This is a genomic window from Nocardia sp. NPDC102475 (assembly GCF_055584605.1).
Map to the genome: position 1 here is coordinate 17,772 of NZ_JBVJLS010000045.1, position 26,848 is coordinate 44,619.

Sequence of the window (26,848 nt, forward strand, 5' to 3'; positions counted from 1 at the left end):
ACCGACCATGACCGCCACCAACAGCCTCATCTCCCCTGCGCAGACCGCCGCCGAAGACCAACTCGTCGAGACCGTGGTCGCTTCGTTCGACGACACACCCGACGCGCGGCTCAAGCAGGTGATGCAGTCACTGACCCGGCACCTGCACGCGTTCATCCGGGACGTGCGATTGACCGAGGCCGAGTGGAACTCCGCGATCGAGTTCCTCACGGCCGCCGGGCACATCACTGACGACAAACGGCAGGAGTTCGTGCTCTTATCCGATGTACTCGGTGCCTCCATGCAGACCATCGCGGTGAACAATCAGACGTACAAAGGCGCGACCGAGGCTACGGTCTTCGGCCCGTTCTTCGTCGCCGACGCCCCCGAGATTCCACTCGGCGGGGACATCAGCGGTGGGGCCGCAGGCCAACCGTGCTGGATCGAAGGCGTCGTCACCGACACCGACGGTAACCCCGTACCTGGTGCGCGAATCGAGGTGTGGGAGTGCGACGAAGAGGGGTTCTACGACGTCCAGTACCCCGACGGGCGGACCGCCGGGCGCGCACACCTGTACTCGGGCGCCGATGGGGAGTACAGGTTCTGGGGCGTGACACCTGTCCCCTATCCCATTCCGGACGACGGTCCGGTCGGCTCGATGCTCCAAGCGGTCGGACGCTCACCGATGCGCGCCCCCCATCTGCACTTCATGGTCGACGCGGAGGGCTACGCACCCTGGTCACACACATCTTCGTCGACGGCGACCCGCAGATCGAGATCGGCGACAGCGTCTTCGGCGTCAAGGAGTCACTGATCACGGAGTTCGTGCGGCAGGCTCCCGGCACACCCACCCCGGATGGCCGCGACCTCGGCAGCAATTCTTGGGCGCGGGCCCGCTTCGACATCGTTCTCGCACCCGCCAGGGTGTAACACGCCTTTCGGCGTCGCACCTCGGTGTACGGATCGACTCAGCGCCTACCCTGCGTGCTCCTCGGGCAGGACGGCCACGTCTGTGCGCGCGTCGACACAGGCTTCGGCAGGCCCCCGCAGCAACCGTGCGCCTCGGGACTCACCGGTCATCGTTCTCGCCATATCCCCAGCGCTTGGACAGCTCGCGAAGGGAAGCCGGCGAGTCGTAGGCCGCGGTGTCAGTGTTCGGCAACTGGATGCGCCCGCTGTGAATCTTGTCCCGCCAGTCCCCCAGATTACGCACGTAAGCCCCATGATCGTAATTTCCGTAGTCCAGCATTGTCGGCTCGTAATCGACGCCGATAAAGCTACATAAATCACTGAATACGATATCAGGCGTTTCGAGAAGGTTCTCGTATCGGACTTCGATCGAATCGGGATGCGTCGCCGCTGCTTCCAATCTTTCCGACCATTGCAATATTGAATCGCATGCTTCTTCGACTTCGGCAGAGATTCCAGAATTTAGGTACGAGTGGCAGATATCAATCGGATTTCTATAGAGAATGATGAATCTGGCATCGGGCCAGCACGAAAGTATCTGTTCGTATATCAGTATGTTGCCAGGAGTTTTTTCGACTATGAATCTCTTCCCGTTCGCCATCATTTGTCGATACAAGAGTTGATCCCAGAGCATGAATTTCAGGTCATGTTGACTCAAGCGGAGCCGGCCGATCGACAGCCTTGCGCCGTCTATCGCTTCCACTTGGATAGAGCGGAGGTGCAACTCGTGCGGAGAATATATTTCGGAATGTGAATCGAGGATGCATCTCAGCAGGGTCGATCCGGATCTCATCAGGGATAGGATGAACGTAGGACTTTGCACGAATCGGCTTTCCGTATCGGCAAGGCCGAAAGCGCGCTGCCGAGGCCCGACAGGATTGCCGGCATCGCCTCGGAAGGGTCCTTTCATGAGACGGTCCGGTCATCGAGCAGGTTTTGCCACGGCCGACCGGTGGCGATACTTCGCGAGACGGCATCGAACTTCTCGTCGGCTGCCACAGGTTCCAAGACCGGGTATGTAACCCGGATAGATTCATCCGATACTTCGACGACTTTCATTCTATGAGCCTGCAATTCGGCTCGGAGCAGCACTCCGGACGTGTCCGAGGACAGCAGTAGGAGATTGTCGGTGTTATCGGCACTCCGTGTCAGAATGAGCAACCCGAGATCAGGATCGTGAGCTGCGGCGGTCAGCGATCCAGCATCAGCGATGCACGCCTTTGCCATTGCCGCGGCGGCGACGTTGAGCGTGACCGGTGCAGCGCGCGCCAAATACCGTCTTCCCATGCGACCCAGCAGGGCGAACTTGGTGATTCTCCGGTACCGCGCCGTGTCTTTGCGTGCGGTGCCGTCGAAGGACTCGATCTCGGCCTGGAACCGGTCGAGCACCTCGACATCGGCCACATTCCAGTCCAGACCGTTGCTGTAACTGGGGAATCCGGTCCGGTATACGTAGGTGTGCTCCGCGGGTTTGGCTACCTGTGCCCCTGCGTTCACCATCCGCAGCCACAGATCCCAGTCCTCCGCATAGGTGATGTCTCGATCGCGATATCCGCCGACGTCCTCGTACAGCCGGCGACTATAGAGTGCACCGATAAGGACGTAGTTGCGCATCAGGATCTGGTCGAGGTGACCGACTCCCGGTCGTGGGAGGGCGTCGTGCATCCGGTCGACACACAACTTCAATCCGCCATACCAATGCAGCGGCCGTGGGCTGATCAACCCGGGGCGTTCCAGGTATGTCCGCCGCAGCGCGGCCAGGTGACCAGGTGTCACGAAATCATCCGCATCCAACTGCGCCACCAGTTCGGTATCCAGCAGGGCTATCCCCGTCGCGCGAGCGGCCCCGATCCCACACCTGTGTTCGTGACGGACAACCTTGATCGGGAGCACACCCCGCCAGCGGTTGGCAACCGCAAAGGTGGCATCCTGCGAACCGTCGTCGACGACGACCACCTCACGAGGGGGCTGTGTTTGCATCGCGAGCGAATACAGTGCACGGTCGAGGCAGTCAGCCATGTTGTGCGCCGGAATGATCACACCGACCGTTGCCTCTTCAAGCACACGGTAATGGTGACACGATCTCGGACCGGGTGCCACAGTGCAGGTGACGATCGAAATCAAGTGCGCTGGCCCTGGTCCTGCACGGTCGATTGGGCAGGTACACGACCGGGACACCCTCGCCCTGCCTGAATGGGCCGAGGTCCTCACCGACGCAGACCGTCGCGGTCTCACCCCGATCTTCCACACCAACATGACCCCCTACGGCGAGATCCAACTGCGACCCGACCGCCGCCTGGACCTGACTGACAGGCCTCTCGACAGGAAATGGTGCGAGCTGACAGCCGGCCGCCACCGTGCGTGCCGGGGACTATGTGGCGGATTTCTCGGCGAAGGCGAGGATCACCTCGGCCAGGGCTTCGGGAGCGGTGAGATACGCCTCGTGCGCGTGGCCGGGGATTTCCACCAGGCGACTGTTCGGCAGCACTGTACGAAGCTGCCGGGAAGTGTCGAGCAGTACCGGTGGGCTGAGCTCCCCGGTGACCAGCAGCGTCGGGGTGGTGAGTCCGGTGAAGCGGTGGAGGTCGGTGCCGAAGGCGTCGATGGCGCGGATTTCCCGCGCCCAGGTCGGCGTCATCGATGCCCGGACCGGCCAGACGGGGCTGCGGCGGAATTCCTCGATCGCGGCTTCCGACATTCTGAGGAAGTTCCGCGTGCCCAGGGTCAGGGCGTGTTCCAGATCCCCTTGCGCCACGGCCTGTTCGAAGGGGGCGATGGCATCGCCTCCGACGGGTCCGTGCAGCGGCAGCGGCGGCTCGTAGAGCACGAAGGCCGCGGGGGGCCGCTCGAGGGCCAGGCCCAGGGTGACGATTCCGCCGTAGGAGTGGCCCAACAGGATGGCGTCGGGGCCCGCGAGGTCGAGGACGGCGGCGATGTCCTGCTGCTCGCGCTCGATGCTGTGGTCGGGACTGTCGCCACTGGCACCGTGACCGCGGCGGTCGACCGCGTAGGTCATCAGGTGCGGGGCGAGGACATCGGCCAGAAGCTGCCAGTCCTGGGCTGCGTTCAGGGCGCCTGGCGAGACGACCAGCGGGCGTCCCCGGCCGGTGATGGTGACAGCGATCGTGGTGCCGTCGGCCGAGGTGACCTGCGCCTGTCGGGGGTTGATGACACTCATGTTTTTGGCCCTTCGGGTGGTTCGTTGCGGTGGGCGGCACACCGCGGGACGGGCGGCGGTCAGTGCGGGGAGGTGCAGCGGGTGCGTGGAGGGTCGGCCTCGTTGAGGTACCGCCTCCCGAACACCGTAACATCGAATCGATGCATACATCGATTCGATGTGGATGTGGGAGGATGGAGCCGTGCTCGAACTTGCGATACTCGGTTTCCTGGCCGAAGGCCCCCTGCGCGGCCATGAGCTGCGCCGCCGCGTCGCACAGCTGACCGGGTACGCTCGGCCGGTGAGCGACGGCACGCTCTACCCCGCGATCAACCGCCTGGCCAAGGCGGGCCTGCTGCAGCGGCGCATCGATCCGGGTGCCGGTGCCGCACGCTACGTACTGAGCCTGACCGCGAACGGGCGGGCTCAGATGCTGGAGCGTTTGCGCGAGCCCGCCGAACACGAGATCACCGACTTCAGCCGGTTCTGCACGATCCTGGCGTTCCTGTCGCTGCTGCCCGACACCGCCGACCAGCACGCGGTGCTGCGCAGGCGACTGGACTTCCTTCAGGTGCCGGCGAGCTTCTTCTACGACGGTGAGCAGCCGTTGCGCGCCGAGCAGGTCACCGACCCCTACCGGCGCGGCATGCTGCTGACCGCCCGCGCGACCAGCCGCGCCGAGCGTGCCTGGCTCCGCGACGTCCTCGGCGAGGGCGACCCGGAGTCCGGTGTCGCGCGCACCCGCAACGATCCCCCTACGCTCGAAGCACCCGCGAGCTGAAAAGGCACAGGTCCCCGCATGATTGCCGCCTGGTACGACGCCCAGGGCCCCGCCACCGACGTTCTGCACGTCGGCGAGCTGCCCGACCCTCAGCCCGGCCCCGGCGAGGTGCGTGTCCGGGTGACTGTCTCGGGTGTCAACCCCGGCGACACCAAGAAGCGGCGCGGCTGGCTCGGTTCGACGATGCCCTTCCCCCGCGTGATCCCGCACAGCGACGCCGCCGGGGTCATCGACGCCGTCGGTCAAGGCGTGGACGCGCGCCGTATCGGGCAGCGGGTGTGGGTCTACGGCGCGCAGTCCTACCGAGCTTTCGGCACCGCCGCCCAGTACACCGTCGTCCCCGACGATATGGCCGTTCCCCTGCCCGCCCACCTGAGCGACGAGCTCGGGGCTAGCCTGGGCATCCCCGGGATCACCGCCCACCGCACCGTGTTCGCCGACGGCCCGGTCGACGGCAAGCTCGTCCTGGTGCACGGCGTGCTCGGCGGGGTCGGCTCCCTGGCCGCCCAACTCGCCCACTGGGCCGGCGCCACCGTCCTGGCCACCGTCCGGCGCGGAGAAGACCTGGACCGCATCGACCCCGCCGTGGTGTCGCATGCGGTCGCCCTCGACTCCGACGACCCGGCGGCGGCGATCCGCGCGCAGGCGCCTCGAGGTGTGCAGCGCATCATCGAGGTGGCTCTGTCCGATAACGCAGATCTGGACTGCGCCGTCACCGCGAACGACGCGGTCATCGCCGCCTACGCCACCCGCGCCGACCGGACCGAAATCCCTTTCTGGCCACTGCTGTTCAACAACATCACCCTGCGCCTGCTCGGCAGCGACGACTTCCCCGCCGAAGCCAGACGACAGGCCGCCCGCGACCTCACCGCCGCAGCCGCCGTCGGCGACCTCACCGTCGACACCGGCGACCGCTTCCCGCTGGAGGAAATCGCCAAGGCGCACGACCGCGTCGACACCGGCGGCCGCGGCCGCACCCTGCTCACCATCCCCCAGTAACCCAGCTGAGACGGACGACGACCTTCATGTCGCGCTCCGGTGGGCAGGGGAACGGTGTGCGGTGTGCAGGACACTAGGTTGGCGGGCCTTATTTGGGGAGTCCATTCTCCGCCGGCGCCGCCTGAATGAGGCAGAACTGATATCGACCAAGGGATCTCGGCGAGGTAATGCCATGCTCTTGGCGGCAAACGAGAAAGCTTGAACCTCCCACGCGGTCGAACTGGATCGATATGCTAACTGACGGAACGACTTTCGGCATACGCCGCGACCTCATGCGGATCCGTCCGGGCTATATTGCTGGAGCGGGTAGTACGGCCGCGAATGTCGTTACGCGGGAAGGACATCGACTGATGACAGTGCGGCGAGCAGCGGCAGGGGTCGTGGTGACGGCCGGGATCGGTGCGTTGATGTGTGGAATACAGGCGACGCCGGCACAGGCGGATCCGCTACCGCAATGGGCGCCGTTCGGCACCACGCTCTACACCTTCGGGGATTCGAATTTCTGTACTGGGACGATCGGCGTGGCGGTGGAGGCCGCACCGCATCTGCCCGGCCACGTGCTGGCCCACGTGACACCACTGGGTTATCAGCGCGGGCCGTGCGGCAATCACGTGATGCTGGGATGGGTGGGCTCAGCGGGTGCGCGGGCGCAAGATGTGTATGTGCACACCGATGCGGCGCCGGGCGACACCGTGACCGTGGACCTGTGGGTGGGGATGGGTCCGGCCAAGATCATGGCTGACACGTGGCCGATCCAGGGCCCGTTCGCGGAGTGGTATCTGCTGGTGCCCTAGCCGCGCACCGGGGTGAACTCGCATGGCGAGGCAGTCAGGAAGACACCGCTGCCATCCAAGGACATCCTTGCAAGCCTGTGCTGGAACTATGGCCATCCAGCATCCGATCCTGCAAGGCGCCTACGAGCTGGCCAGGGCGATCGAGCAGGGGAAACACATGGAGCACAGCGACGAGTGGGACATTCTGGTCGAGCGCATTTCCGAGAACAGTTACGGCGTGCGCGTTGAGCCCGACAACATCAGCATCAAGGTCGAGGACGCCGAAGAGGACTGGGCCGCACCGGATGTCGTGATCGGACGGGCAGGCGACGAATGGATCCAGATCGACAGGCCGTTCGCCAGGGCCGACAAGGTCGATCTCCTGGCCATACTCACCAAGGTCGGCAGCACGGGCACTATCGGCGGGCTCGTTGTGATGGGTGAGCAGATCACGATTCGACACGCGCTCCTGCTCACCGAGGCCCTCGAGCCCGACGACCGCTACGACGGCAACTTGAATTATGAAGCGCCATTGAGCGACATCGTCGACGCGGCCAGGCTGCTGGGGAGGCAGCTCGCCGGGCACGACGACGACTTCTGATCGGCACTGCTGCACGCAGGAGTGCGACGGGAATCGAAAATCGCTGTCCTGTCGCCCAACCTCGCCGCTGGCCTGGATCTGCGTGCTCGGGGCATGGCGCGCCGGAGCGGCGTGGGTACCGCTGAACTCCGCCAACCCGGTGAGCGAGAACATCCGGCTGATGGAGCGCTTCGACGTGGAGGTGCTCTTCTACCACCCGGATCTTGCACAGCAGGTCACCGAGATGAAGACCGCCTCGCCGCCGGGCGTCGATGTCCACATCACGCTGGCTGAGGGGACCGGCGACATCGCGCTGCGGGATTGGACTGCCCACCACCCCAATACGCCACCGCCCGTTCGCTATTCGATGGACGACGTGGTCGCCGTGGCGCCGACCGGCGAGCCGAAGGGGGTGATGAACACCCACCGCAGCCTGTCGGTCATGGTCACCCATCAGATGATGGCGCCGGCCAGTTCATCGTCGCCTTCTTCATCGCCATCATCGGCTTCTCCCTCGCGCTCGGCTTCATGCTCCAGCTGGATCTGGGCTACAGCCCGATGGGCGCGAGTCTGGGTATGGCCACCTGGGCAGTTGGCGCGTTCATCGGGTCGGCGTCAGGGGCCATGGCACCGCAGCTCGGACGGAACGCGTTGCACATCGGATTGGCCATCCTCGGTGTAGGGATAGCCTGGGCTATGCGGCACTTCATGTCGCCGGAACCGGGATCGGCGCTTGGGATCTGCCGTTGCCGTTGCTGGTGGCCGGTGCGGGAATGGGCATGATCTTCGTCCCACTGTTCGGCATCATCTCCGGCACCAGTATCGCCGGTCCGGTGCTGGCGTATTGGCTTACCCGGCACGGCTTCTCGGTCACCGTCGTCGAGCGCGCGCCGACGCTGCGCAAGACCGGCGGCCACGCCGTCGACTTGTTCGCGCCCGCGATGAACATCTCGGAGCAGATGGGTGTGCTCTTCCGCTACATCTACAAGCATGGCCGCAACCACTGCGCCTCCCATGCCATCGACGATCACAGAATATCTGCCGAATCCCGGCAGGTTTGGCGCATGCGCCCGATGCCGTCGATCTCGAGATCGATCACATCGCCGGGGAGCAGGTAGGGGAAACGGCCGGAGAGGGCTACCCCTTCAGGGGTTCCGGTATTGATGAGGTCGCCGGGTTCTAGGACCGCGTACTGGGACAGGTGCCAGACCAGGTACGCGACGTCGAAGATGAGGTCGGCCGTCGAAGAGTCTTGGCGCGGTTCACCATTGACCCACGAGCGCAGGCGCAGGTCCTTCGGGTCGAGGCGATCGGCGGGGATCAGGGCGGGGCCGAGGGGGTTGAAGGTCGCGCAGCACTTGCCCTTCGACCATTGGCCGCCGGATTCCTCGAGCTGGAAGCGGCGTTCGGAGACGTCGTTCGAAATGGTGTAGCCCGCAATGTGTTTCATGGCGGTGTCGGGGGACCCCAGATAGCTCGCCCGGCGGCTGATCACCACCGCCAGCTCGGCCTCCCAGTCGGTCCGGTCGGACCCGCGCGGGATCATCACGTCGTCGTACGGCCCGACCACGGTATTGGGTGTCTTGAAGAAGACCACCGGTGTACGTGGCGGTTCCGCTCCCGATTCGGCGGCGTGCGCGGCATAGTTCATGCCGATGCACCAGACGGCCTGCGGACGCGCGATCGGTGCGCCGATGCGTTGTCCGGTGAGGTCGATGGGTGACAGCAGGCCCTGTGACAGCGCCGCCGCGGTCTTCGATATGCCGTCCGCGGCGAGGAACGCGCCGTCGATATCCGGTGTCAGTGTGGACAGATCATAGGTTTGAACGCCGTCGACCACGACCGGTCGCTCCGCGCCGACCGCGCCGATCCGCTGCAATTTCACGCACTAGCTCCTTCATTGGTGGGTTCCGCCTCATCGGCGGACAGCCGGTATACGCGCCGTGCCGTCGTGGACAACACCTTGACGCGATCGTCCGGGGCAAGTCCGCCGAGGACCTGGACAGTGGCCCGCCAGACCTCCGCATAGGATGCGGCGGTCAGGGTGAACGGCCAATCCCCGCCCACCATCAGCCGATCCGGCCCGAACACCGCCAGCGCGTGATCGACGTACGGCTGCCAATCGGCGGCTGTGAATCCGGGCTTGGACACCGTGGCCAGGCCGGAGATCTTCGCCACCACATTGGGTTGCTCGGCCGCGGCGGCCAGCAGATCCGCCCACGGCTGCCAGTCGCCGGACGCGATCGGCGGTTTGCCCAGATGGTCGAGAACCACTGTGAGTGTGGGATGTTCGGCCGCCACCGCCGGCACCTGCGCCAGCAGATCGGAACGCTCGGCCACCGCGTCGAAACTCAGACCGGCCTCGGCGAGCATGGCCAGGCTGTCCGAAACCTCAGCTCGCAGTAGCCAGGTCGGATCCGGGTCACGGTGGATCAGGTGCCGCACTCCGACGTACTCGGGCCGCCGCAGCCGGGCCAGCTCGAAGGCGGCCCGCCTAGGTTCGTGCAGCGGCAGCCAGCCGACCACGACCGCCGGGCGGGGGGCGTGTGCCGCCGCGTCCAATAGCGCGCGATTCTCGGCCAGTGAATCGGACGCCTGCACCAGCACCAACCCCGCGATATCGTGCTCGGGCAGCTGCGGTTCGAGGTCGTCCAGCGTATAGGTGCGAAACAAGACATCGGATGTATTTGTCAGCCATTCGTATTCCACATGGAATTTTCCACCTCGAACGTCCCAGACATGCACATGTGCGTCTACAGTCATCGGAGGCATGTGTTCACATTCTCGAAAGTGAAGGAACCGGTTTGTCGGTCACCGACGATGCGATTGCGAAGATCAAGGCGATGATCGTCTCGGGCGATCTGACGCCCGGATCGAGGTTGCCGCGTGAGGCCGATCTGGCCGCCGAGCTCGGGGTGTCGCGCAGTTCGCTGCGAGAGGCGGTGCGCGCCCTCTCGCTGGTGCGAATCCTGGACGTGCGCCAGGGCGACGGCACCTTCGTGGCGAGCCTGGAGCCGAATTCGCTGCTGGACGCCATGAGCTTCCTGCTGGAGTTTCATCAGGACGACTCCGTGCTCGACATCCTGGGCGTGCGGCGGATTCTGGAGCCCGCCGCGACCGCGCTGGCGGCGCAGCACATGACCGACGAGGAGATCACCCACCTGCGCACCCTGGTCGAGCCCGGCAGTGCGTCGGTGACCGATCTGGTCGCGCTCGACCTGAGCTTCCACGCCGCCATCGCCACTGCTTCCGGCAATAAAGTCCTTGCCTCGCTGCTGGATTCGCTGTCCATGCCGACCACGCGCGCACGGATCTGGCGTGGCGTCACCGAGGAGGGCGCGTTCGAGCGCACGGTCGCGGAGCATCGCGGCATCTGCGACGCGATCGCCGCGCATGACCCGCAACTGGCGCAGGCGCGGGCGCTGGCGCATGTGGCCGGGGTGATGGAATGGCTGGGCCGGGCGGTGGAGTGAGCGGCTCATCGCGGTGCTCGATTCACCACAGCGCCTGATCCTCTAGCTCGGACCAGAGTTCTTCCGGCACAGGCAGATCGAGCATGGCAATGCTGTCATCGATCTCCGCGCGAGTACCGGACCCGAGCACGATCGCCGTCACGGCGGGATGCCGCCGCGGGAACTGCATGGCCGCCGCCCGCAGTGGCACACTGTATTTCGTGCACCGCCGCTCCAGGTCCCGCGCGCGGGTGACGACGGCGGAGTCCGCAGTGCGGTAGTCGAAGGTGGCCTGCCGGAAGGGATCCGCCAGCACTCCGCTATTGAGCACCCCGGCGACGAGCACCTGGATCCCACGTTCCGCACATTCGGGCAGCAGTTGCTGCTCGGCTCGGCGGTCCAGCAATGAGTACCGCCCGGCAATCATGACGGTGTCGATGGCCGACTCCCGCACGAACCGCAATGCGGTCACGACGTGGTTGACGCCGATACCGATTCCAGCGGTCAGCCCTTCGTCCCGCATCCGTTCCAGCTCCGGCAGTGCCTCGCCCAGGGCTTGGTCCATATGCGCCTCGGGGTCGTGTACGAGCATCCGATCGACCCGATCCAGCCCGAGCCGAATCAGCGATTGCTCCAGTGAGAGCCGTACGCCTTTCGCCGAATAGTCCAGCCGCCGTGACCGTTTGGGCGCACCGTAGAACTCATCGGCCCCGTCGGGCGCGTCCGGGTCGTCGTACAGCAACCGCCCCACCTTGGTGGAAACCGTAAACTCCGAACGGTTTCGCTCACGCAGGAACCGGCCGAGGCGCTCCTCGCCGAGCCCGCCGCCGTAGTGCGGTGCCGTATCGAAACTCCGAATCCCGGCCGCCCACGCCGCTTCCAGCGCCTCCTGCGCCGCGTCCTCGTCGACCGAACGGTACAGCCCGGCATACCCCGCACCACCGAGCACCACCTCGGCGCGCGGTCGCGGGTTCAGCTCCCAGATCACCGGCAAACCGGCCTCCGGCGCCGAATAGTCGTGGGGGACATCGGTGAACCCGCTCATGCGAGCCTGCCAGGCGATATTCACCGGCAAACCAGCCAGTTCGGCCAGTAGCTTGTCGTAGCTGTCGCAGTCGATGACATGGAACAGATCCAACCCGCTGCGCCAGATGGTCCAGCCGGTCGCACCGGCGGCGCGAATGGCCGCGACGAGGTCGGCCGGTACCGCGCGATGGGCGGCCTCGTACTCGGCCTCCGCACCTGGTTTCAGTCTGGTGTGCAAGGCGATTCGCATGCTCACTCCTGCCGCCGTCCGCTGGCGATGCGAGTGATGACCAGGGCGACGAGGATGAGCGCCCCATTGATGAACTTCAGCGAATCCGCGCTTACCCCGCCGTAAGACAGCAGCTTCTGGATCAGCGTGAGAATCAGGATTCCGAAGAACGCGCCCACCACCGACCCGCGCCCGCCATTGAGTGACACACCGCCGATAACGCAGGCGGCGAACACATTGAAGATCATCCCGTCGCCCTGGCTGACCTGGACGCTGGCGAACTGCCCGGAGTAGATGAGCCCGCCGATCGCGGCCAGCACCCCGGCGATCACCAGCACGGCGATGACCACCCGATCGGTGCGAATACCGGCGGCTCGCGCCGCGGCCTCATTGCCGCCGACCGCGTACAGTGCCCGCCCGGCCGTAGTGTAGTTCAGCACCAGATATCCGATCACGAACAATGCCAGGGCGATGAGCACGTTCGCCGGCAGGCCCAGAACTCGTGCATTGCCGAGCCATTCGACCGAGTCCGGAATCTTGGTCAGGGTGAACCCGGACGTGAGGAAGGTCAGCAGCCCGCGCAGGGCGATGAGCATCGCCAGCGTCACGATGAACCCGTTGAGGCCGAAGCGCACGATCAGCAGGCCGTTGACCACACCGACCGCCGCGCCCACCAGTAGTGCGATCGGAATGCTCATCCACGGCGACGCCCAGGTGAACGCGCCGACCTCGGTGGTGCCCATGGTCACCCAGATCGCCACCCCCGGCGCGAGGCCGAAGGTGGATTCCAGCGAGAGGTCCATCCGGCCGACCACCAGCACCAGCACCTCGGCCAGCACCAGCAGCGAAATACCGCTCATGGTGCTCAGCACATTGGTGAGATTGGCTGTCGAGACGAAGTTGGTATTGATGAAGTATCCGACCACCAGCGCCAGCAGAATCGGCGGCACCAGTAGCAGATCGCGGAATGTGCTCCAGCGCACGTGGATTCGCGCCCGGTGCGGCGGGGCCGCGGTGGGCGCACCGGGTTCGGTCGCGGTCCGGGTCATAGCAGTCCTTCCATGGCGGTGACGAGCTCGCGGTCGTTCCAGCCCTTGTCGAAGCGGGCGGTGAGCCGTCCCTGCACGAGGACCAGCACTCGGTCGGCATCGCGCAGATCGTCGAGTTCGTCGGAGACGACGAGGACGGCGGTGCCGCGATCGGCGGCGGCGCGCACCACCGCGCGCAGAGTTTCCTTGGAGCGCACGTCGACTCCCGCGGTGGGGGTGATCAGCACCAGCACTCGCGGTTCGGTGGCCAGGGCACGGGCGAACACCACCTTCTGCTGATTGCCGCCGGATAGTTCGGCGACGCTCTGCTGCGGGCTCTCGGTCTTGATATCGAGTTCCGCAATGGCGGTGCCCGCCAGCACATCTCGGCTGCGCCGTGACAGCAGGCCGAACGGGCCGAGCTTGTGCGGCACGGTGAGGGTGGCGTTGTCGGCCACGCTCATGGACAGGATCAGCCCTTCCTCGTGACGATCGCGCGGCACGAATCCGATCCCGGCCTCGCGCGCCGCCCGCACCCTGCCGCCGCGCAGCGGCCTGCCCGCCACCAGTACCGATCCGCCTGCCGCCCTGCGTAATCCGACAATGGTCTCGGCCATCTCGATGCGTCCGCTGCTGCCGCCGCCGGCCAGTCCGACGATCTCACCTGGGCGCACGTCGATGTCGATCTCGTCGAATTCGCCGACGCGCGTGAGCTTCTCCACCTTCAATGCCGGTGCGCGGGCGGCGTCGGGGACCTGTCGTGGCACCGCGGTTTCCAAATCCGTCGAATCGCCGGTCATGGCGGCGATGAGCGCAGGCTTGGCCAGTTCGGCGACCGGAGCCGTGACGATATGCCGGGCATCGCGGAAAACCGTGACGTCGGAGCAGATTTCGTAGGTCTCGTCGAGATGATGGGAGATGAACAGAAAGGTCACGCCCTGTTGCTGGAGGTCCCGAATCCTGGCGAACAGGCGCTTGATGGCGGGACCGTCCAGCTGTGCGGTCGGCTCGTCGAGAATGATGAACCGCGCGCCGTGCGAGAGCGAGCGCGCGATTTCCACCAGTTGCCGATGCTCCACCGACAGCTCGCGGGCGAGCGTATCCACCGAAACCGGCACCGACCAGGTATCCAGCAGCTCCCGCGCCCGCGTCCGCAGCGTGCGCCAATTGACCAGGCGCCCACCGAAACCCTGCCGATTGACGAACAGATTCTCCGCCACCGACAGGTCGGGAATGATCGTGGAGTGCTGGTAGACGCATGCCACGCGGGAGCGCCAGGCATCCCGGTCGGCGGGCGCAGGCGCCGGGTGACCCTGGAAGCGCACCTCCCCCTCATCAAGAGCTGCGAGTCCGGTCAGAATCGACACCAGGGTCGACTTCCCGGCGCCGTTTCGCCCCACGAGCGCATGCGTGCGGCCGGCGGTGACGCGCAATCCGACGCGATCGAGCGCGATATTGCGGCCGAACCGCTTGGTCACCCCGATCGCCTCGGCCACCGGTGGACCATCCGGTTGTTGCTGTGAAACTATCTCGGGCACTGCGGTTTCCATCGCTAGAGTGTCGATCCGTTCAGCGCCCGCGGCCCCACAGCGCGGGATCGGCGCTCGCCACCGTGTCCATATCGCCGACCTTGCCGCCGGTGCGGGTCACGACCGGCGCCGGGAGCTGATCCTCGAGCTGGCCGCCGCCGGTGTCGACAATGGTCGAGCCGTGATCGGTCGGACCGGGAGTGAACTTCTTACCGTCCACGGCCGCTTTCGCGTACATCGCGGCGTACTGCGCGTACAGATCGGCGGGTTGCGAGACGGTGGCGTCGATATCGCCCGCGTCGATGGCGTCGAGCTCGGCCTTGATGCCATCATTGGACACGATCGAAATATGACCCGGCTGACCGGCTTTCACGAGTTTGCCGGTACGCTTGAGCAATGCCAGCGTCGACTGCAGGAATGCGCCGCCGGCCTGCATGTAGATGCCGTTGATATCCGGATCGGTGAGCAGCTTGTCCTGCAGGCCCGAGGTGGCCTTGTCGGCCTTCCACTCGGTGGGGATTTCGATCACCTTGATATTCGGGTATTTCGTCCGCATGCAGTCGGCGAACGCCTGGGAGCGGTCGCGGCCGTTGATCGAGGCCAGATCACCCTGGAATTCCACGACTTTCCCGGTACCGTGCAGGGTTTCGCCGAGGTAGGTGCAGGCGTTCGCACCGTAAGCCCGGTTGTCGGCCCGCACCACCATGTACGCACCGCCGCTGTCGGGGCGAGTGTCGACACTGATCACCGGCACGTTCCTACTGGCGGCGGCGGTGAGCGCCGGTTTCGCGGCGGCGGTGTCCTGCGGCGCCATGATGATCGCCTTGACGTCCTTCGAAAGCAGCGTGTCCACATTGGATTTCAACCGGTTGGAGTCATTGTCGGAGGAGGTGTTCTCGAGCCTCACCCCGGCCGCGGCGGCCTTCGGGCCGAGATACCCGGCGTACGCGCTCCAGAAGTCGGTGTCCGAGCGCGGCTGGTCCGCGCCGACCAGTACACCGTTGTCGGCGCCCTTCCCGACGGCCACGGCGGGACCGCCGCCGGAAGTCTGTTCGCGGGAACAGGCCGCCACGGCGACGACCAGTACGGCGGCTACTGCCGCGCCGATGATCCTGGTGTTCATGAGAGTTCGTGCTCCTTCGCCGAAACCTGGTGTACTGCTGAGAAGGTGGTCGTCTCCAGCCATGCCGCGCCGGTGGGAAAGGTGTAGTCGCGGAGCGAGTCCGGGAGCATCTCGGCGCTGAAACCTGGTGTGCGCGGGGTGAGATAGCGTCCGTCGGCCACCCGGACGGGATCGCGGAAATGCTCGTGCAAATGGTCGACGTATTCGATGGCGCGGCCCTGCATGGTGCCGGAGATGGCGATGTAGTCGATCATCGCCAGGTGCTGTACCAGCTCGCACAGCCCGACCCCGCCGGCGTGCGGGATGACTGGAACCCCGAACTTGGCCGCCAGCAACAGGATTGCGATATTTTCGTTGACACCGGCGACACGGGCGGCATCGATTTGCAGGATGTCGACCGCGCCCGCCTGCAGTAGCTGTTTGAACAGGATGCGGTTCTGGCCGTGTTCGCCGGTGGAGATCGGCACCCCCGCGACACGGCGGCGAATCTCGGCGTGGCCCAGGATGTCATCGGGACTGGTGGGTTCCTCGACCCAAGACAGCCCGGCGGGAGCCAGCCGCGAAATCCATTCTGCCGCTTCATCGACGCCCCAGCGTTGGTTGGCGTCGACGGCCAGGCCGATATCAGGTCCGATGGCGTGTCGCGCGAGCATGACCCGGCGCACGTCCTCGTCTGGATCGCGGCCGACCTTGATCTTGATGGTGCCGAATCCGTCGGCGACCGCTCGCTGGGCGAGGCGGGTCAGCTTGGCATCCGAGTAGCCGAGCCAGCCGGCGGAGGTAGTGTAGGCGGGATATCCGGTGGCCAGCAGGCGTTCGGTGCGTTCGGCCCGGCCCGGTTCGGCCTCGCGCAGGATGGTCAGGGCCTCGTCGGGGGTGAGGGCGTCGGTCAGGTAGCGGAAGTCCACCTGCGCCACCAGGTCTTCCGGACTCATCTCCGACACCAACTGCCACACAGGTTTTCCCGCGCGTTTGGCGGCGAGGTCCCAGGCGGCATTGACGACCGCGCCGATCGCCATGTGCATGGCGCCCTTCTCCGGGCCCAGCCAGCGCAGCTGCGAATCATCGGTCAGGCTACGCGCGAAACCGCCCAGATCGCCGGTGATCTCGTCGACCGAGCGGCCCACCACCAGATGATCGAGGGCCTGGATAGCGGCCTGCTGCACCTCATTGCCGCGCCCGATGGTGAACGCGAAGCCGTGGCCGTCCGGGACCGCCGCATCGTCGGTGCGCAGGATCACGTACGCCGCTGAATAGTCGGGGTCGGGGTTCATGGCATCCGAGCCGTCCAGTTGGGTCGACGTCGGGAACCGAATATCCAGCGTGTCCAGCGCCGTAATGAAGGCCATGCGTGATCCTTGCTGTCAGAAGTGATCTGGGTCACGACTATACATCCGATGTCTAGGAACGCAATGGTTGTTGATCCCGGCTAATTCCCAGGAAATAGGCCGAATGCAGGGTTCCGTTCGCCGAGTGGTGTTATCTTCCGAAGCTGTAAACATCGGATCAGTGCACGGATGAGGTCGGTATGACTTACAGGGAGTTGGACGGGCTGACCGCCGTGGTGACGGGCGGCGGATCCGGCATCGGCCGGGCGATCGCGACCGCATTCGGCCTCGCTGGTGCGCGGGTGGCCGTGCTGGATCTGCGGCCGGGCCCACCGGTCGGACGCGATGGCCTGGCGTTGGCATGCAATGTGTGCGAGGACGATTCGGTGCGCGCGGCCATCGAGACCGCCGCCGACGCATTCGGCCGCCTGGACATCGTGGTCAACAATGCGGGCATCGGTGCCCAGGGAACCGTCGAGGACAATACCGACGACGAGTGGCAACGCGTCTTGGACGTGAACGTGCTCGGTGCCGTGCGGGTTTCCCGCGCCGCTTTACCTCACCTGCGCCGCTCGCCCGCCGCCGCGATCGTGAACACCTGCTCGATCGCCGCCACCACCGGCCTGCCGAACCGCGCGGCCTACAGTGCCAGCAAGGGCGCGATCCTCGCACTGACGCGCGCCATGGCGGCCGATCACCTCTCCGAAGGAATTCGAGTCAACTGCGTGAATCCGGGCACGGTCGACACCCCTTGGGTGCAACGCCTGCTCGCCGCTGCCCCTGATCCTGCCGCGGAACTCGTCGCGCTCCAAGCGCGTCAGCCGCACGGCAGGCTGGTCAGCCCCGAAGAAGTCGCGGCCGCCGTGTTGTATCTCGCCGGACCACACGCGGCTTCGACCGCCGGCGTCATGCTGGAAGTAGACGGCGGCATGCACTCACTCCGGCTGCGAGCGCCCTATGGCCGCCCGAATATCGCCGAGCAACAGGAGAATCCGATCCGGTGACCGAACGCCGCATGCCGAAATACCGCGACCTCGCGCCGTTGGTGAAGTTCGAGCGCCCCTTCGGTGGCCTCGACCACAAACTCGCTCGCGCCCAAACCATCTGGGACCTGCGCGAGTTGGCTCGCAAACGCACACCCAAGGTCGCCTTCGACTACACCGACGGCGCCGCCGACGCCGAAATCAGCCTCCAGCGGGCCCGACAAGCGTTCCAAGACATCGAATTCCGCCCAGCCATCCTCCGCGACGTCGCCGACATCGACACCAGCACGACCATCCTCGGCAAACCCTCCCAGCTGCCCTTCGGCATCGCCCCCACCGGCTTCACCCGCATGATGCACACCGCAGGCGAAGTCGCCGGCGCCCGAGCCGCCGCCCGAGCCGGAATCCCCTTCACCCTCTCCACCATGGGCACCACAGCCATCGAAGACCTGGCCGCCGCCACCAACAATCCCCAGGCCCGCAACTGGTTTCAGCTCTACATGTGGAAAGACCGGGACCGCTCCCTGGCCTTGGTCGACCGCGCCGCCACGGCAGGCTTCGACACCCTGGTAGTCACAGTCGACGTCCCAGTAGCCGGCGCCCGCCTCCGCGACGCGCGCAACGGCATGACCGTCCCACCCTCGATAACCCTCACGGGCGCCCTCGACGCGATCCGAAAACCCCGCTGGTGGTTCGATTTCCTCACCACCGAACCCCTGGCCTTCGCCTCCCTGGACCGCTGGTCCGGCACCGTCGCCGACCTCCTCGACGCCATGTTCGACCCCACCGTCGACTTCGACGACCTGACCTGGATCCGCGACCGCTGGCCGGGGCGAATCCTCGTCAAGGGCGTCCAAACGGTCGACGATGCCAAACGCCTCGCCGCCCTGGGTGTAGACGGCATAGTCCTGTCCAACCACGGTGGCCGCCAACTGGATCGAGCCCCGGTCCCCCTACACCTCCTCCCCTCGGTGGTCCACGAGGTAGGCGACGACCTCGAAATCCACCTGGACACAGGCATAATGCACGGCGCCGATATAGTCACCGCGCTAGCCCTGGGCGCCCATTTCACCCTGATCGGCCGCGCCTATCTCTATGGCCTGATGGCCGGAGGCGAATCAGGCGTAGATCGCGCCATCGACATCCTCCACACTCAGCTCACACGCACAATGAAACTCCTGGGCGTCGGCTCCATACAAGAACTCGAACCCGCCCACGTCCGCCTGCTTTACCAGCGCCCGAGGTAATCGGCACCGCTACCCGTCTACTGACTATCGGCTCGATGTAGCCAGGTCATAACCCCACCATGCCCGCGCTACCCCGATGCATTCTCGCGATCTCCATCAGCCGCCACGGGTTGTGTTTGACCATCAGTAGGCTGCGATAGGCCACGATCGAGCACTGCGCCATGAGCTGCCGTACCGGACTTCTGCTGTGCGCCTGGGCAATCGGCCGATCGATGGATAGATCGGTGGATTCCTGGGTCGGATCCAGTGTCTCGGTCATGAGTCGCCACGGTATCGCACATTTCCTATGATCTGTTGGTGCTCAGGTACTTTCGCCGCCGCGTGGCCAGGACACACGGCGACCGCGCCTATTACTGGACCCTTGCCGCGACCGAATTCGCCATTCGAGTCATGGGGATCCGCCTCGACATTCGCGGCGGGGCACACATTCCAGCAGCGGGAGGCGCGATCATCGCCGCCAACCACATCTCCTACTTGGATCCTTTCTGCGTCGCCTTGCCGGGCGCGCGAGCGGGACGGTGGGTGCGTTTCGCGGGCTTGCCGGAGCAGTTCGAACACCGGCTGTACGGGCCGCTGATGCGAATCCTGCATTGCATCCGAATTCGGCCCGGAGGCGGCACTTCCGCGGAGATCGCGGATCGGCTGCGTGGCGGCGAGGTTGTCGGCCTGTTCCCGGAGGCGACGATCGCCCGCTCGTTCACCGTACAGCGGCTGCGCCTCGGCGCGGCGCAGCTCGCGCTCACCACCGGCGTGCCACTTGTCCCTATGGCATTGTGGGGTCCGCAGCGTCTGTACACCAAGGGGTTTCGACACCTCGGCCGCCGCAGAGTAGCGGTGACCGTACTGATCGGCGAGCCGCTCTCGGCCTCCGACGCGGCCGACCCGCACGAGCTCACGGCCATGCTGCGAGATCGCATGCAGCAACTGCTGGACGAGGCACAGCGCACCTACCCCGATGACGGCAGCGGCCAGTGGTGGCAGCCGTGCCATTTGGGCGGCACCGCACCGGATCCGGAGCGCGCGGCCGCCCTCGACGCCGCCGAGAATGCCGCCAAGGAGCGTGAGTGAGTTCGAGCTGCGTGTTCCTGCATGCCCATCCGGATGACGAGGCCCTGCTGACGGCGGGCACCATGGCGCGCTTGAGCGCGGAAGGCCACCGGGTGGTGCTGGTCTTCGCCACCGACGGGGGCGCGGGGCTAGCCGATCCGGGCGCGTCCGTCGCCCGGGATCTCGGCACGGTGCGGCGCGCCGAGGCGCTGGCCTCGGCGCGGGTACTGGGCTGTGCACGGGTCGAGTTCCTGGGGTACGCCGACTCCGGTCTGAGCGGCGTGGCTCCCGGTGGATTCTGCGGCGTGCCGGTCGAATCGGTGGCAGGCCGGATCGCGGAACTGCTGAACGCCGAGCGGGCACGGCTGGTGACGATCTACGACCCGGCGGGCGGCTACGGCCATCCCGACCATGTGCATCTGCACCGAGTGGGCGCGCTTGCGGCCCGGCTCGCGGGCACCCCGATCGTGTTGGAGGCGACCGTCGATCGCACCCTGCTGTACCGCGCCGCGCGCACCGCACGGGCATGCGGCCTGCGGTCCATCGACGCTGATGTGCTGACCAGGTCGTATGTGCCTCCGGCCGAGATCACACATCGGGTGTCGGTTGCCCGATATGCGGCGGCCAAACGCGCGAGCATGGCCGCGCATGCCAGCCAGACCGGCGGCGGCGATTCGGCGCGCACCCTCGCGATGCTGCTGCGCGTCCCGCCGCCGCTGTTCGGCTGGGCATTCGGCACCGAATGGTTCGTGCGGCGTGACATGTCATCCGGCGACGGTGTGCGCACTCATCCACTGTCCTGACCGGGTGCAGCTATGAGGAGGAAAGTGGCTCTGCCGCAGCGTATTCGGATCGAACGCGACATTCCGGTGGAAATGTCCGACGGTGTACGGCTGTTCGCCGATCGCTATTACCCGGTCCGTAATCCCAGGGCCCCCACCATCCTGGTGCGCTCCCCCATGGGCCGCCGCCCGCTCGGTGACCTCTACGGACAGTTCTTCGGCCGGCAGGGGTTACAGGTGGTGGTGCAGGAGTCGCGCGGCGCGAGCGATGCGCTGCAACTGGCCGCCGAACGGCGCGACGGTTTCGACACCATCGACTGGCTGCGCGCGCAACCCTGGTTCGACGGCAAGCTGGCGCTTCACGGTATGAGCGCCATGGGCTTCTGCCACTGGGCGCTGGCCGCGGAGGTGCCCGAACTACGGGCGATGTCGGTGCATGTCGGTTCCTCCTCGATCGCGGGCGCATTGTTCACCGGCGGCTCGGTCGCACTGGAATCGCTGCTGATCTGGTGCTGCAACCACAGCTTCGCCTCCGCGTTGGCCGCGCCGACGCGCGCCCGCCGCGCCATCCGATCCGGCATTCCCGCAACCGATCTCGACATAGCGACCGGGGGCCGGACAGTCCCGTTCTATCAGGCGGTCGTCGCCGACAGCACAGCCGCCAACCCTTTGCGCACCGCGCTGGATCACAGCGACGTGCACACCCGGCGAGGCATCCCGCCGGTGCACCTCGTCGCAGGCTGGTACGACATCTTCCTGACCGGCCAACTCGCCGATTACGCCGCCCTGCGCGCGGCGGGCGGACGGCCACAGCTGACCATCGGCCCGTGGTCGCACTACGACCCGCGCGTAATGATCACCGCCAATCGTGAAGCACGCCAATGGTTTCGGGAACACCTTCGCGGCATGGACGCGGCACTGCGAGATCTGCCTGTGCGCGTATTCGTCACCGGGGCAAGGCAATGGCGCGACTACGCGGACTGGCCGCCGCCGGGCACCCTGACCCAATGCTGGTACCTCGCACCCGCAGGCGCTCTCCACCCGGAGCCGGGCGCGGCAGCCGGGACCGATGTCTTCCATTACGATCCCGCCGACCCGACGCCCGCGCCGCGCGGCCCGGTCATCGTCGGTGATTCCCGGCCGCAAGACAGCCGGAGGATCGAGCAGCGGCCGGACGTGCTCATCTACACCGGCCCCGCCCTAGCCGATGCGGTGGAGGTGACCGGGTCGGTGACGGTCGAGCTGTATGCCGACTCCACACACCACCCCTCCGATTTGGTGGCTCGACTCTGCGACGTCCACCCGGATGGCCGGTCGGTCACCGTCTGCGAGGGCATCCGACGCAGCGAAGCCCCCGGCGCGAACCGGACCATCATCGAATTATGGCCAGTGGCACACAGATTCGAGTCCGGACACCGACTGCGCCTACAGGTGTGCGGGGCCGCCGCGCCACGCTACGCCGCCCATCCGAACCCGGCCGCACACCGGATTCACTACGGGTTCCAGACACCGTCGACGGTAACCCTGCCTGTTCTCACCACCAGTCCCGGAACGTCCGCAGCGCCACCGTTTCGTTGTGACCGGAGCGATTGACGGTGTGATGCAACGCCCCCATGAACGCGGCACGAGACTCGATTGGCACACCACGCACCGGCACCACATGCCGGGCCACCTGCCGACGCGCGAGATGCGCGGAGATCCACACGTCGTCCTGCCAGCGCACTTCATCCGGCCAACCGTCGAAGTCGTGCACGGCCGAGTCCAAACAGCCGGGCGGGATCAGATAACCCCACATGCCCATCAGCACATCGACCCGGCGATGATCGGACACGGCCGTGCCGTAGACGTGGTCGAGATAGCGTGGATCGCGACCCGGTCTCACCTCCGACCCACGCAATCCCACCGCGGCGCCGGGTTCCCGCCGGTGCGCCGCGAGCAGATCCTCGAGAAAGGTATCGGGATAGACCGCGTCGTCGTCGGCCACCACCAACAGGGCCTCCGGCTCCCCGAGTAGCGCGGGCAGCAGTTTGGTGACCGGTCCCTGGTCGGCGCACCGCAGGATCTCCACCCCGGCCGGCACCTCGGGCGGTTGCGGATACGGTGCGCCGGTGCGCAGCGATTCGTACGGCCAGGCCAGCACCAGCCGATCCGGCGGACAGGTCTGATCCAGCAGGCTGCGCAGCGCCGGACGCAGATGCGCACCGCGCTGCGGCACGCTGGTGAGGGTGACCACGATGCGCTCCGGTCGCGGTGAGCGCGGCCGCGGTGCCGGATCGCGGCGGAACAAGCGTGCGGCACGGGCGATGTCGTGGCCGAATCCGGCGAGGGTGGTGTTGACGAAGCGGCAGCGCAGATGGTCGGTGTTGGCTCGGGCGATGCGTGCTGCGTGCAGGGGTGAAATCATGCGGCTCCTGTTGGATTTCGTTCGTCCGGCATCGAGGTCTTGTCAGGCGATCTCGCCGTCCGGGATTGCGTCGAATGGTCCATCGAGTCGATATACCTGGGATTCCGCTGCAGCGCAGCGGTGTTCGGCAAGGTCGTAACAGCGTTGCAGCCGCTCGAGCAGTACCGGCCACGAGTAGTCGGCAAGCCCGGCCGAGCGGTTGTGCGCCGCGAACCGATCCCGCAGGGGCGCATCGGTACAGAGCTCGGCCAGGGCGTCGACCAATTCCGTTCTGGACGCGGCCAGCAGTCCCGAGTGCCCGTGGTCGATGAAGTCGGCGACGCCGGTTCCGGTCCGGGCGACGATCGGCACCCCGGCAGCGCGGGCCTCCAGTGTGGCCAGCCCGAACGCTTCGCGGGCGGCCACATTCAGATAGACGTCGGCGGTGGCCAGCACCTCGCGGACACCGGCCTCGCTGCGAGTGCCAGCCAGTTCCACCCACTCGTCCATGGCGTGCGCGCGGACATAACTGCGCACCATGGGCAACAACGGGCCATCACCCACGACGGTGGCGCGAACGGGGACTTGCCCGGACAGGCGAGAATGCATGCGACGCAATACGTTCAACAGCAGCAGAGGCTGTCGGCGTGAGACTATCCGACCGACCGACACGATGTGCACGGCCGCGTCTGCGCGTGCGACCCGGCACGCGGCGCTCGCCGTGATCCCGTTGGCCAGCACGGTATTACCGATTCCCGGCAGCGCGCGAGAGAGCTGCCCGGCGACGACGGCGCTCACTGCTGTCACAACCACCCGGTCCCGCCAGCCTCCGATACCTGCGACGCCACGATAGACTGCGCGCACCGGTGCATCCCACATGCTGTGCACCGTTATCACCGTCGGAATACCCAGGTATAGCGCCGTTTTCACCGAAGCGATGGCGAACGGCGAGTAGACGCTCAGATGGACGTGCACCACGTGCGGGCGCAGCCTGATCAATGTCTCGCGGACCACGGATCGCAATTTCGCGACCCGGTGCACTCGATACGGTGCGGCATCGGCGGCGGCACTCGGTGTCGACGTGATCACATGCACGTCGCCGCCCGCGGAAACCTGGGCGCGCGCCAATGAGTCGAGCTGTCGTTCGATCCCACCTATTCGCGGCGCGAAGACATCCGAAACATGGACGATGATCTGAACCATCTCACCTCGCGAAAGAGATTGTCCCCCAGTTAAACTCCGAATAACCCTAGAACAGAGCGAGGATTTGCGCAGACGATGCGGATAGCTGCCGACGACGGAACCATCCTGCACACGGAGCAGAGCAGCGATCCCGCCGCGAACATCACGGTCGTCTTCGTGACCGGGCTGAACACCACCGTTATCTACTGGTCGCGCCAGCGCGAGACCCTCGCCGATCTGGGCCGCCTGGTGGTGTTCGACCACCGCGGGCACGGCCAGTCGGCCGAATCCCCGCTGGCCGGAGCGACTCTCGGCCAGTTGGGCCGGGATGTCGCGGCGGTCATCGACGCGGTGGCACCCACGGGCGCGGTCGTGGTGGTGGCGCATTCGGTCGGCGCGACCGCGGTGCTCGCCCTGGCTCAGCAGCGGCCGGAACTGTTCGGCACCCGCATAGTCGGGGTGGCCCTGCTGGATGCGGTGGCCAGTGACTGGGGCCGAATAGGTTTGCGGCTCCCGCGATTTCTCACGCATGTCGTCGTGCGGCTGCTCTGGTTCACGGTGCCTCCGTTGCGCCAGGCATTCACCGACACCACCGAACGACGGCACCGGCTCCGCCACGCCGGTGGACGCACCGGACCGTCCGGCCGCCACCCTTGGTCCGGCCCGCTGCGACGCGTGCGCACCCTCATCACCTCACTGCGCACGATGACGCTGCTGTCACTGCTCGCCGATGCCGCCCTGTGCGACTACTCCGGTGGCCTCGAATCCCTGGGCACAACAGCCGTACTCGTCATTGCCGGAGACGGTGACCGATTCATCCCGTTACGCCACAAGACCGCCATGGCGGCTCGCATCCCGGGTGCCCGTGTGCTCGTGGTCTCCGACGCCGGCCATCTCAGCTCCATAACCCGGCCCGACATCATCGACCCGGCGCTGCGCGATTTCATCCTGCGAATCACCGAAGGCGAACATCCGCAACGAATCGATCGCGACCAACCGATCAATCGCATTGTCGGCGTCGCCGACAACGACTGAAGGTCACGTAGCGTCGAGCGGCCGAGGCGGGACTACGGCCTCGAAACGGTGTGCCGAGTGGTGTGGGACTGTCTGATTCGTGTCACACCCTCCTGACCGTCCAACACCGGCGCGACACCGGAAGCTCCAGCCCACCACGGCCTTTCCGGCGGCGCGCGCTGTCCAGCGTCGTTCGGATCCCGGCCGCTAGGGCCCTTCTCCCTGTCCATGTCCTATCAGCGTGAAAGGTGATCATCGATGGCTGTGAGAACATCGGTGTCCGTGCCCGAGTTCGCTCGCGAGATCCTGGCCGAGTCACGAATCGAAGGCAACGGCGATGGTCTCGGCGGGGTCGTGGGGGAAGACGTGGGCTTATGCTCGGCGGTTCCATTTTCCGCCCATCGACTCGATGACCCTGTTGACCTTGCGGTAGTCAGCTTGGCTCAGCTGCTCGGGCAGGAACAGACTGGCCCGCCACCAGCATGACAACACCGCCGAAGACCCGACGGAATACGGGCCCGCCCCGGTCATCGATCCCCGCTCGGCTACGACGATCTCGGCCTCTAACAAAGCACCGACGACATCGAATGCGACAACCCCACAGCACATCACCCACTGACCCCGCACCCGGACCCTCGCTGCTCTCTGTGAGCGCTCGCCGCCGGAGGGGTGGTCGTCGTCTACATCGCAGCGGATATGCGCGCGCCAACGACGTCAGCATGACGCGAGCCCACTCTTTTGTCATTCCGCGGGGGCTGCCCTACAGCCCCCGACAACGAACGAGGACGCCTGACTCTATCGCCGCTACGACACCGACCTCGCGCTGATCACACCTATCGAAACCACGCGGGCGAACCGGTCGGCACCAACACACGCGGCGAGTGCCCGAAAGCGTCATGACAGCGGACACGAACGCCAGCACGCGCCGACGATCAATCACCCACTGCGCCAAGGCAGTTCGCAGGCACCGGTAGTCGGCCGGGGGTCAGCGGCACGCTCCCGCCGCAGCAGGTAGCTGCTCCGGTATTTCACGCTGACCCGTGCGGCGCTGCGGTGTCGGATCGAAGCCAACAGGACAGTTCTGCTAGCCCGAGAGCAAGCTCGGCGTCGTCCCAGGCATGGGCGGCTCACAGCAACTCACCTGTGTAGTCAGCAAGGCCAAGGCGATGGACCTGGTCCTGACCGGCCGCACCATCGACGCCGAGGAGGCCGAGCGCCCCGGCCGCGCCGCCGACCTGGTGTCTGACACCATCGAGA

Annotated in this window: 25 protein-coding genes and 3 pseudogenes; 15 read left to right on the plus strand and 13 right to left on the minus strand. The window is 66.2% G+C overall.

Annotation, left to right across the window (positions count from 1 at the left end; genetic code table 11):
- Positions 1 to 7: 7 nt before the first annotated feature.
- Positions 8 to 909 (plus strand): annotated as a pseudogene (locus ACZ60G_RS42905) (dioxygenase).
- A gap of 139 nt (positions 910 to 1,048) precedes the next feature.
- On the opposite strand, the gene ACZ60G_RS42910 reads toward ACZ60G_RS42905, so the two are convergent.
- From ACZ60G_RS42910 to ACZ60G_RS42920, 3 genes are all read right to left on the minus strand, one after another.
- Positions 1,049 to 1,858, minus strand: a complete 810-nt coding sequence (locus ACZ60G_RS42910; RefSeq protein WP_465818007.1) for a sulfotransferase family protein — start codon at positions 1,856 to 1,858, stop codon at positions 1,049 to 1,051.
- The gene (locus ACZ60G_RS42915; protein WP_465818009.1) at positions 1,855 to 3,012 is read right to left on the minus strand and encodes a glycosyltransferase family 2 protein; all 1,158 of its coding nucleotides are present in this window, start codon (positions 3,010 to 3,012) and stop codon (positions 1,855 to 1,857) included. Before ACZ60G_RS42915 ends, ACZ60G_RS42910 begins: the two co-directional genes overlap by 4 nt.
- A gap of 307 nt (positions 3,013 to 3,319) precedes the next feature.
- On the minus strand, positions 3,320 to 4,126 hold the full coding sequence (locus ACZ60G_RS42920) for an alpha/beta fold hydrolase (RefSeq protein ID WP_465818011.1): 807 nt from the start codon (positions 4,124 to 4,126) through the stop codon (positions 3,320 to 3,322).
- 181 nt (positions 4,127 to 4,307) lie between these two features.
- Here ACZ60G_RS42920 and ACZ60G_RS42925 point away from each other — a divergent pair, with 181 nt between their 5' ends.
- From ACZ60G_RS42925 to ACZ60G_RS42950, 6 genes and pseudogenes are all read left to right on the plus strand, one after another.
- The gene (locus ACZ60G_RS42925; protein ID WP_465818013.1) at positions 4,308 to 4,886 is read left to right on the plus strand and encodes a PadR family transcriptional regulator; all 579 of its coding nucleotides are present in this window, start codon (positions 4,308 to 4,310) and stop codon (positions 4,884 to 4,886) included.
- An 18-nt stretch (positions 4,887 to 4,904) separates the two neighbouring features.
- Positions 4,905 to 5,885: an NADPH:quinone reductase gene (locus tag ACZ60G_RS42930; protein WP_465818015.1), complete on the plus strand. Its 981-nt coding sequence runs from the start codon at positions 4,905 to 4,907 to the stop codon at positions 5,883 to 5,885.
- A gap of 350 nt (positions 5,886 to 6,235) precedes the next feature.
- On the plus strand, positions 6,236 to 6,679 hold the full coding sequence (locus ACZ60G_RS42935; RefSeq protein WP_465818017.1) for a hypothetical protein: 444 nt from the start codon (positions 6,236 to 6,238) through the stop codon (positions 6,677 to 6,679).
- A gap of 88 nt (positions 6,680 to 6,767) precedes the next feature.
- On the plus strand, positions 6,768 to 7,259 hold the full coding sequence (locus tag ACZ60G_RS42940) for a hypothetical protein (protein WP_465818019.1): 492 nt from the start codon (positions 6,768 to 6,770) through the stop codon (positions 7,257 to 7,259).
- 67 nt (positions 7,260 to 7,326) lie between these two features.
- Positions 7,327 to 7,920, plus strand: a complete 594-nt coding sequence (locus tag ACZ60G_RS42945) for an AMP-binding protein (protein ID WP_465818046.1) — start codon at positions 7,327 to 7,329, stop codon at positions 7,918 to 7,920.
- A gap of 97 nt (positions 7,921 to 8,017) precedes the next feature.
- Positions 8,018 to 8,215 (plus strand): annotated as a pseudogene (locus ACZ60G_RS42950) (NAD(P)-binding protein); the annotation flags it as partial.
- Between the two features lie 50 nt (positions 8,216 to 8,265).
- Here ACZ60G_RS42950 and ACZ60G_RS42955 read toward each other — a convergent pair.
- Positions 8,266 to 9,123 (minus strand): fumarylacetoacetate hydrolase family protein, encoded by an 858-nt coding sequence (locus ACZ60G_RS42955; protein WP_465818020.1) that lies wholly within the window; start codon positions 9,121 to 9,123, stop codon positions 8,266 to 8,268.
- Entirely contained in the window at positions 9,120 to 10,001 is an 882-nt protein-coding gene (locus ACZ60G_RS42960) for an amidohydrolase family protein (protein ID WP_465818022.1), read from the minus strand. Before ACZ60G_RS42960 ends, ACZ60G_RS42955 begins: the two co-directional genes overlap by 4 nt.
- Before the next feature lie 41 nt (positions 10,002 to 10,042).
- Here ACZ60G_RS42960 and ACZ60G_RS42965 point away from each other — a divergent pair, with 41 nt between their 5' ends.
- Entirely contained in the window at positions 10,043 to 10,711 is a 669-nt protein-coding gene (locus ACZ60G_RS42965; RefSeq protein ID WP_355187316.1) for a FadR/GntR family transcriptional regulator, read from the plus strand.
- Positions 10,712 to 10,733: 22 nt separating this feature from the next.
- Here the strand turns inward: ACZ60G_RS42965 and ACZ60G_RS42970 are convergent, their stop codons facing one another.
- Genes ACZ60G_RS42970 through ACZ60G_RS42990 form a run of 5 tightly spaced genes read right to left on the minus strand, consistent with a single transcriptional unit; the run spans position 10,734 to position 16,974 of the window.
- Positions 10,734 to 11,966 carry an aldo/keto reductase gene (locus tag ACZ60G_RS42970; RefSeq protein ID WP_465818024.1) on the minus strand — a complete coding sequence of 411 codons (1,233 nt, stop codon included), beginning with the start codon at positions 11,964 to 11,966 and terminating at the stop codon, positions 10,734 to 10,736.
- Positions 11,967 to 11,968: 2 nt separating this feature from the next.
- On the minus strand, positions 11,969 to 12,994 hold the full coding sequence (locus tag ACZ60G_RS42975) for an ABC transporter permease (RefSeq protein ID WP_465818026.1): 1,026 nt from the start codon (positions 12,992 to 12,994) through the stop codon (positions 11,969 to 11,971).
- Entirely contained in the window at positions 12,991 to 14,523 is a 1,533-nt protein-coding gene (locus tag ACZ60G_RS42980) for a sugar ABC transporter ATP-binding protein (RefSeq protein ID WP_465818028.1), read from the minus strand. The genes ACZ60G_RS42975 and ACZ60G_RS42980 overlap by 4 nt, the downstream gene beginning before the upstream one ends.
- A gap of 19 nt (positions 14,524 to 14,542) precedes the next feature.
- On the minus strand, positions 14,543 to 15,625 hold the full coding sequence (locus ACZ60G_RS42985; RefSeq protein WP_465818030.1) for a sugar ABC transporter substrate-binding protein: 1,083 nt from the start codon (positions 15,623 to 15,625) through the stop codon (positions 14,543 to 14,545).
- A complete protein-coding gene (locus tag ACZ60G_RS42990; protein WP_387282936.1) occupies positions 15,622 to 16,974 on the minus strand; it encodes an enolase C-terminal domain-like protein in 1,353 nt (450 codons plus the stop codon). The genes ACZ60G_RS42985 and ACZ60G_RS42990 overlap by 4 nt, the downstream gene beginning before the upstream one ends.
- Positions 16,975 to 17,153: 179 nt before the next feature.
- Between ACZ60G_RS42990 and ACZ60G_RS42995 the strand changes: the two genes are divergently transcribed.
- Together ACZ60G_RS42995 and ACZ60G_RS43000 are read left to right on the plus strand one after the other, a co-directional pair.
- Positions 17,154 to 17,957, plus strand: a complete 804-nt coding sequence (locus ACZ60G_RS42995; protein WP_465818032.1) for an SDR family NAD(P)-dependent oxidoreductase — start codon at positions 17,154 to 17,156, stop codon at positions 17,955 to 17,957.
- Positions 17,958 to 17,968: 11 nt separating this feature from the next.
- On the plus strand, positions 17,969 to 19,183 hold the full coding sequence (locus ACZ60G_RS43000) for an alpha-hydroxy acid oxidase (protein ID WP_465818048.1): 1,215 nt from the start codon (positions 17,969 to 17,971) through the stop codon (positions 19,181 to 19,183).
- 46 nt (positions 19,184 to 19,229) lie between these two features.
- Here the strand turns inward: ACZ60G_RS43000 and ACZ60G_RS43005 are convergent, their stop codons facing one another.
- A complete protein-coding gene (locus tag ACZ60G_RS43005; RefSeq protein WP_465818034.1) occupies positions 19,230 to 19,442 on the minus strand; it encodes a hypothetical protein in 213 nt (70 codons plus the stop codon).
- A 38-nt stretch (positions 19,443 to 19,480) separates the two neighbouring features.
- On the opposite strand from ACZ60G_RS43005, the gene ACZ60G_RS43010 reads away from it, so the two are divergent.
- From ACZ60G_RS43010 to ACZ60G_RS43020, 3 genes are read left to right on the plus strand one after another with little or no spacing between them, the layout of a single operon-like run.
- A complete protein-coding gene (locus tag ACZ60G_RS43010) occupies positions 19,481 to 20,251 on the plus strand; it encodes a lysophospholipid acyltransferase family protein (RefSeq protein ID WP_465818036.1) in 771 nt (256 codons plus the stop codon).
- The gene (locus ACZ60G_RS43015; RefSeq protein ID WP_397055973.1) at positions 20,248 to 21,033 is read left to right on the plus strand and encodes a PIG-L deacetylase family protein; all 786 of its coding nucleotides are present in this window, start codon (positions 20,248 to 20,250) and stop codon (positions 21,031 to 21,033) included. Before ACZ60G_RS43010 ends, ACZ60G_RS43015 begins: the two co-directional genes overlap by 4 nt.
- 24 nt (positions 21,034 to 21,057) lie before the next feature.
- Positions 21,058 to 22,605, plus strand: a complete 1,548-nt coding sequence (locus ACZ60G_RS43020; RefSeq protein WP_465818038.1) for a CocE/NonD family hydrolase — start codon at positions 21,058 to 21,060, stop codon at positions 22,603 to 22,605.
- On the opposite strand, the gene ACZ60G_RS43025 is transcribed toward ACZ60G_RS43020, so the two are convergent.
- Both ACZ60G_RS43025 and ACZ60G_RS43030 read right to left on the minus strand, forming a co-directional pair.
- Positions 22,547 to 23,416 carry a hypothetical protein gene (locus ACZ60G_RS43025; RefSeq protein ID WP_465818040.1) on the minus strand — a complete coding sequence of 290 codons (870 nt, stop codon included), beginning with the start codon at positions 23,414 to 23,416 and terminating at the stop codon, positions 22,547 to 22,549. The two genes, ACZ60G_RS43020 and ACZ60G_RS43025, sit on opposite strands and share 59 nt — an antisense overlap.
- A 42-nt stretch (positions 23,417 to 23,458) precedes the next feature.
- The gene (locus tag ACZ60G_RS43030) at positions 23,459 to 24,598 is read right to left on the minus strand and encodes a glycosyltransferase family 4 protein (RefSeq protein WP_465818042.1); all 1,140 of its coding nucleotides are present in this window, start codon (positions 24,596 to 24,598) and stop codon (positions 23,459 to 23,461) included.
- Between the two features lie 75 nt (positions 24,599 to 24,673).
- Between ACZ60G_RS43030 and ACZ60G_RS43035 the strand changes: the two genes are divergently transcribed.
- Both ACZ60G_RS43035 and ACZ60G_RS43040 read left to right on the plus strand, forming a co-directional pair.
- On the plus strand, positions 24,674 to 25,612 hold the full coding sequence (locus ACZ60G_RS43035) for an alpha/beta fold hydrolase (RefSeq protein ID WP_465818044.1): 939 nt from the start codon (positions 24,674 to 24,676) through the stop codon (positions 25,610 to 25,612).
- A gap of 1,067 nt (positions 25,613 to 26,679) precedes the next feature.
- A pseudogene (locus tag ACZ60G_RS43040) lies at positions 26,680 to 26,848 on the plus strand (enoyl-CoA hydratase-related protein); the annotation flags it as partial.

Coding starts and splice junctions, on each gene's coding strand:
- ACZ60G_RS43030 (WP_465818042.1), bottom strand. CDS start 24,598: ATGGTTCAGATCATCGTCCATGTTTCGGATGTCTTCGCGCCGCGAATA.
- ACZ60G_RS42970 (WP_465818024.1), bottom strand. CDS start 11,966: ATGCGAATCGCCTTGCACACCAGACTGAAACCAGGTGCGGAGGCCGAG.
- ACZ60G_RS42975 (WP_465818026.1), bottom strand. CDS start 12,994: ATGACCCGGACCGCGACCGAACCCGGTGCGCCCACCGCGGCCCCGCCG.
- ACZ60G_RS42910 (WP_465818007.1), bottom strand. CDS start 1,858: ATGAAAGGACCCTTCCGAGGCGATGCCGGCAATCCTGTCGGGCCTCGG.
- ACZ60G_RS42995 (WP_465818032.1), top strand. CDS start 17,154: ATGACTTACAGGGAGTTGGACGGGCTGACCGCCGTGGTGACGGGCGGC.
- ACZ60G_RS42985 (WP_465818030.1), bottom strand. CDS start 15,625: ATGAACACCAGGATCATCGGCGCGGCAGTAGCCGCCGTACTGGTCGTC.
- ACZ60G_RS42990 (WP_387282936.1), bottom strand. CDS start 16,974: ATGGCCTTCATTACGGCGCTGGACACGCTGGATATTCGGTTCCCGACG.
- ACZ60G_RS42935 (WP_465818017.1), top strand. CDS start 6,236: ATGACAGTGCGGCGAGCAGCGGCAGGGGTCGTGGTGACGGCCGGGATC.
- ACZ60G_RS43025 (WP_465818040.1), bottom strand. CDS start 23,416: ATGATTTCACCCCTGCACGCAGCACGCATCGCCCGAGCCAACACCGAC.
- ACZ60G_RS42980 (WP_465818028.1), bottom strand. CDS start 14,523: ATGGAAACCGCAGTGCCCGAGATAGTTTCACAGCAACAACCGGATGGT.
- ACZ60G_RS42960 (WP_465818022.1), bottom strand. CDS start 10,001: ATGACTGTAGACGCACATGTGCATGTCTGGGACGTTCGAGGTGGAAAA.
- ACZ60G_RS43005 (WP_465818034.1), bottom strand. CDS start 19,442: ATGACCGAGACACTGGATCCGACCCAGGAATCCACCGATCTATCCATC.
- ACZ60G_RS43000 (WP_465818048.1), top strand. CDS start 17,969: ATGCCGAAATACCGCGACCTCGCGCCGTTGGTGAAGTTCGAGCGCCCC.
- ACZ60G_RS42940 (WP_465818019.1), top strand. CDS start 6,768: ATGGCCATCCAGCATCCGATCCTGCAAGGCGCCTACGAGCTGGCCAGG.
- ACZ60G_RS42920 (WP_465818011.1), bottom strand. CDS start 4,126: ATGAGTGTCATCAACCCCCGACAGGCGCAGGTCACCTCGGCCGACGGC.
- ACZ60G_RS42930 (WP_465818015.1), top strand. CDS start 4,905: ATGATTGCCGCCTGGTACGACGCCCAGGGCCCCGCCACCGACGTTCTG.
- ACZ60G_RS43035 (WP_465818044.1), top strand. CDS start 24,674: ATGCGGATAGCTGCCGACGACGGAACCATCCTGCACACGGAGCAGAGC.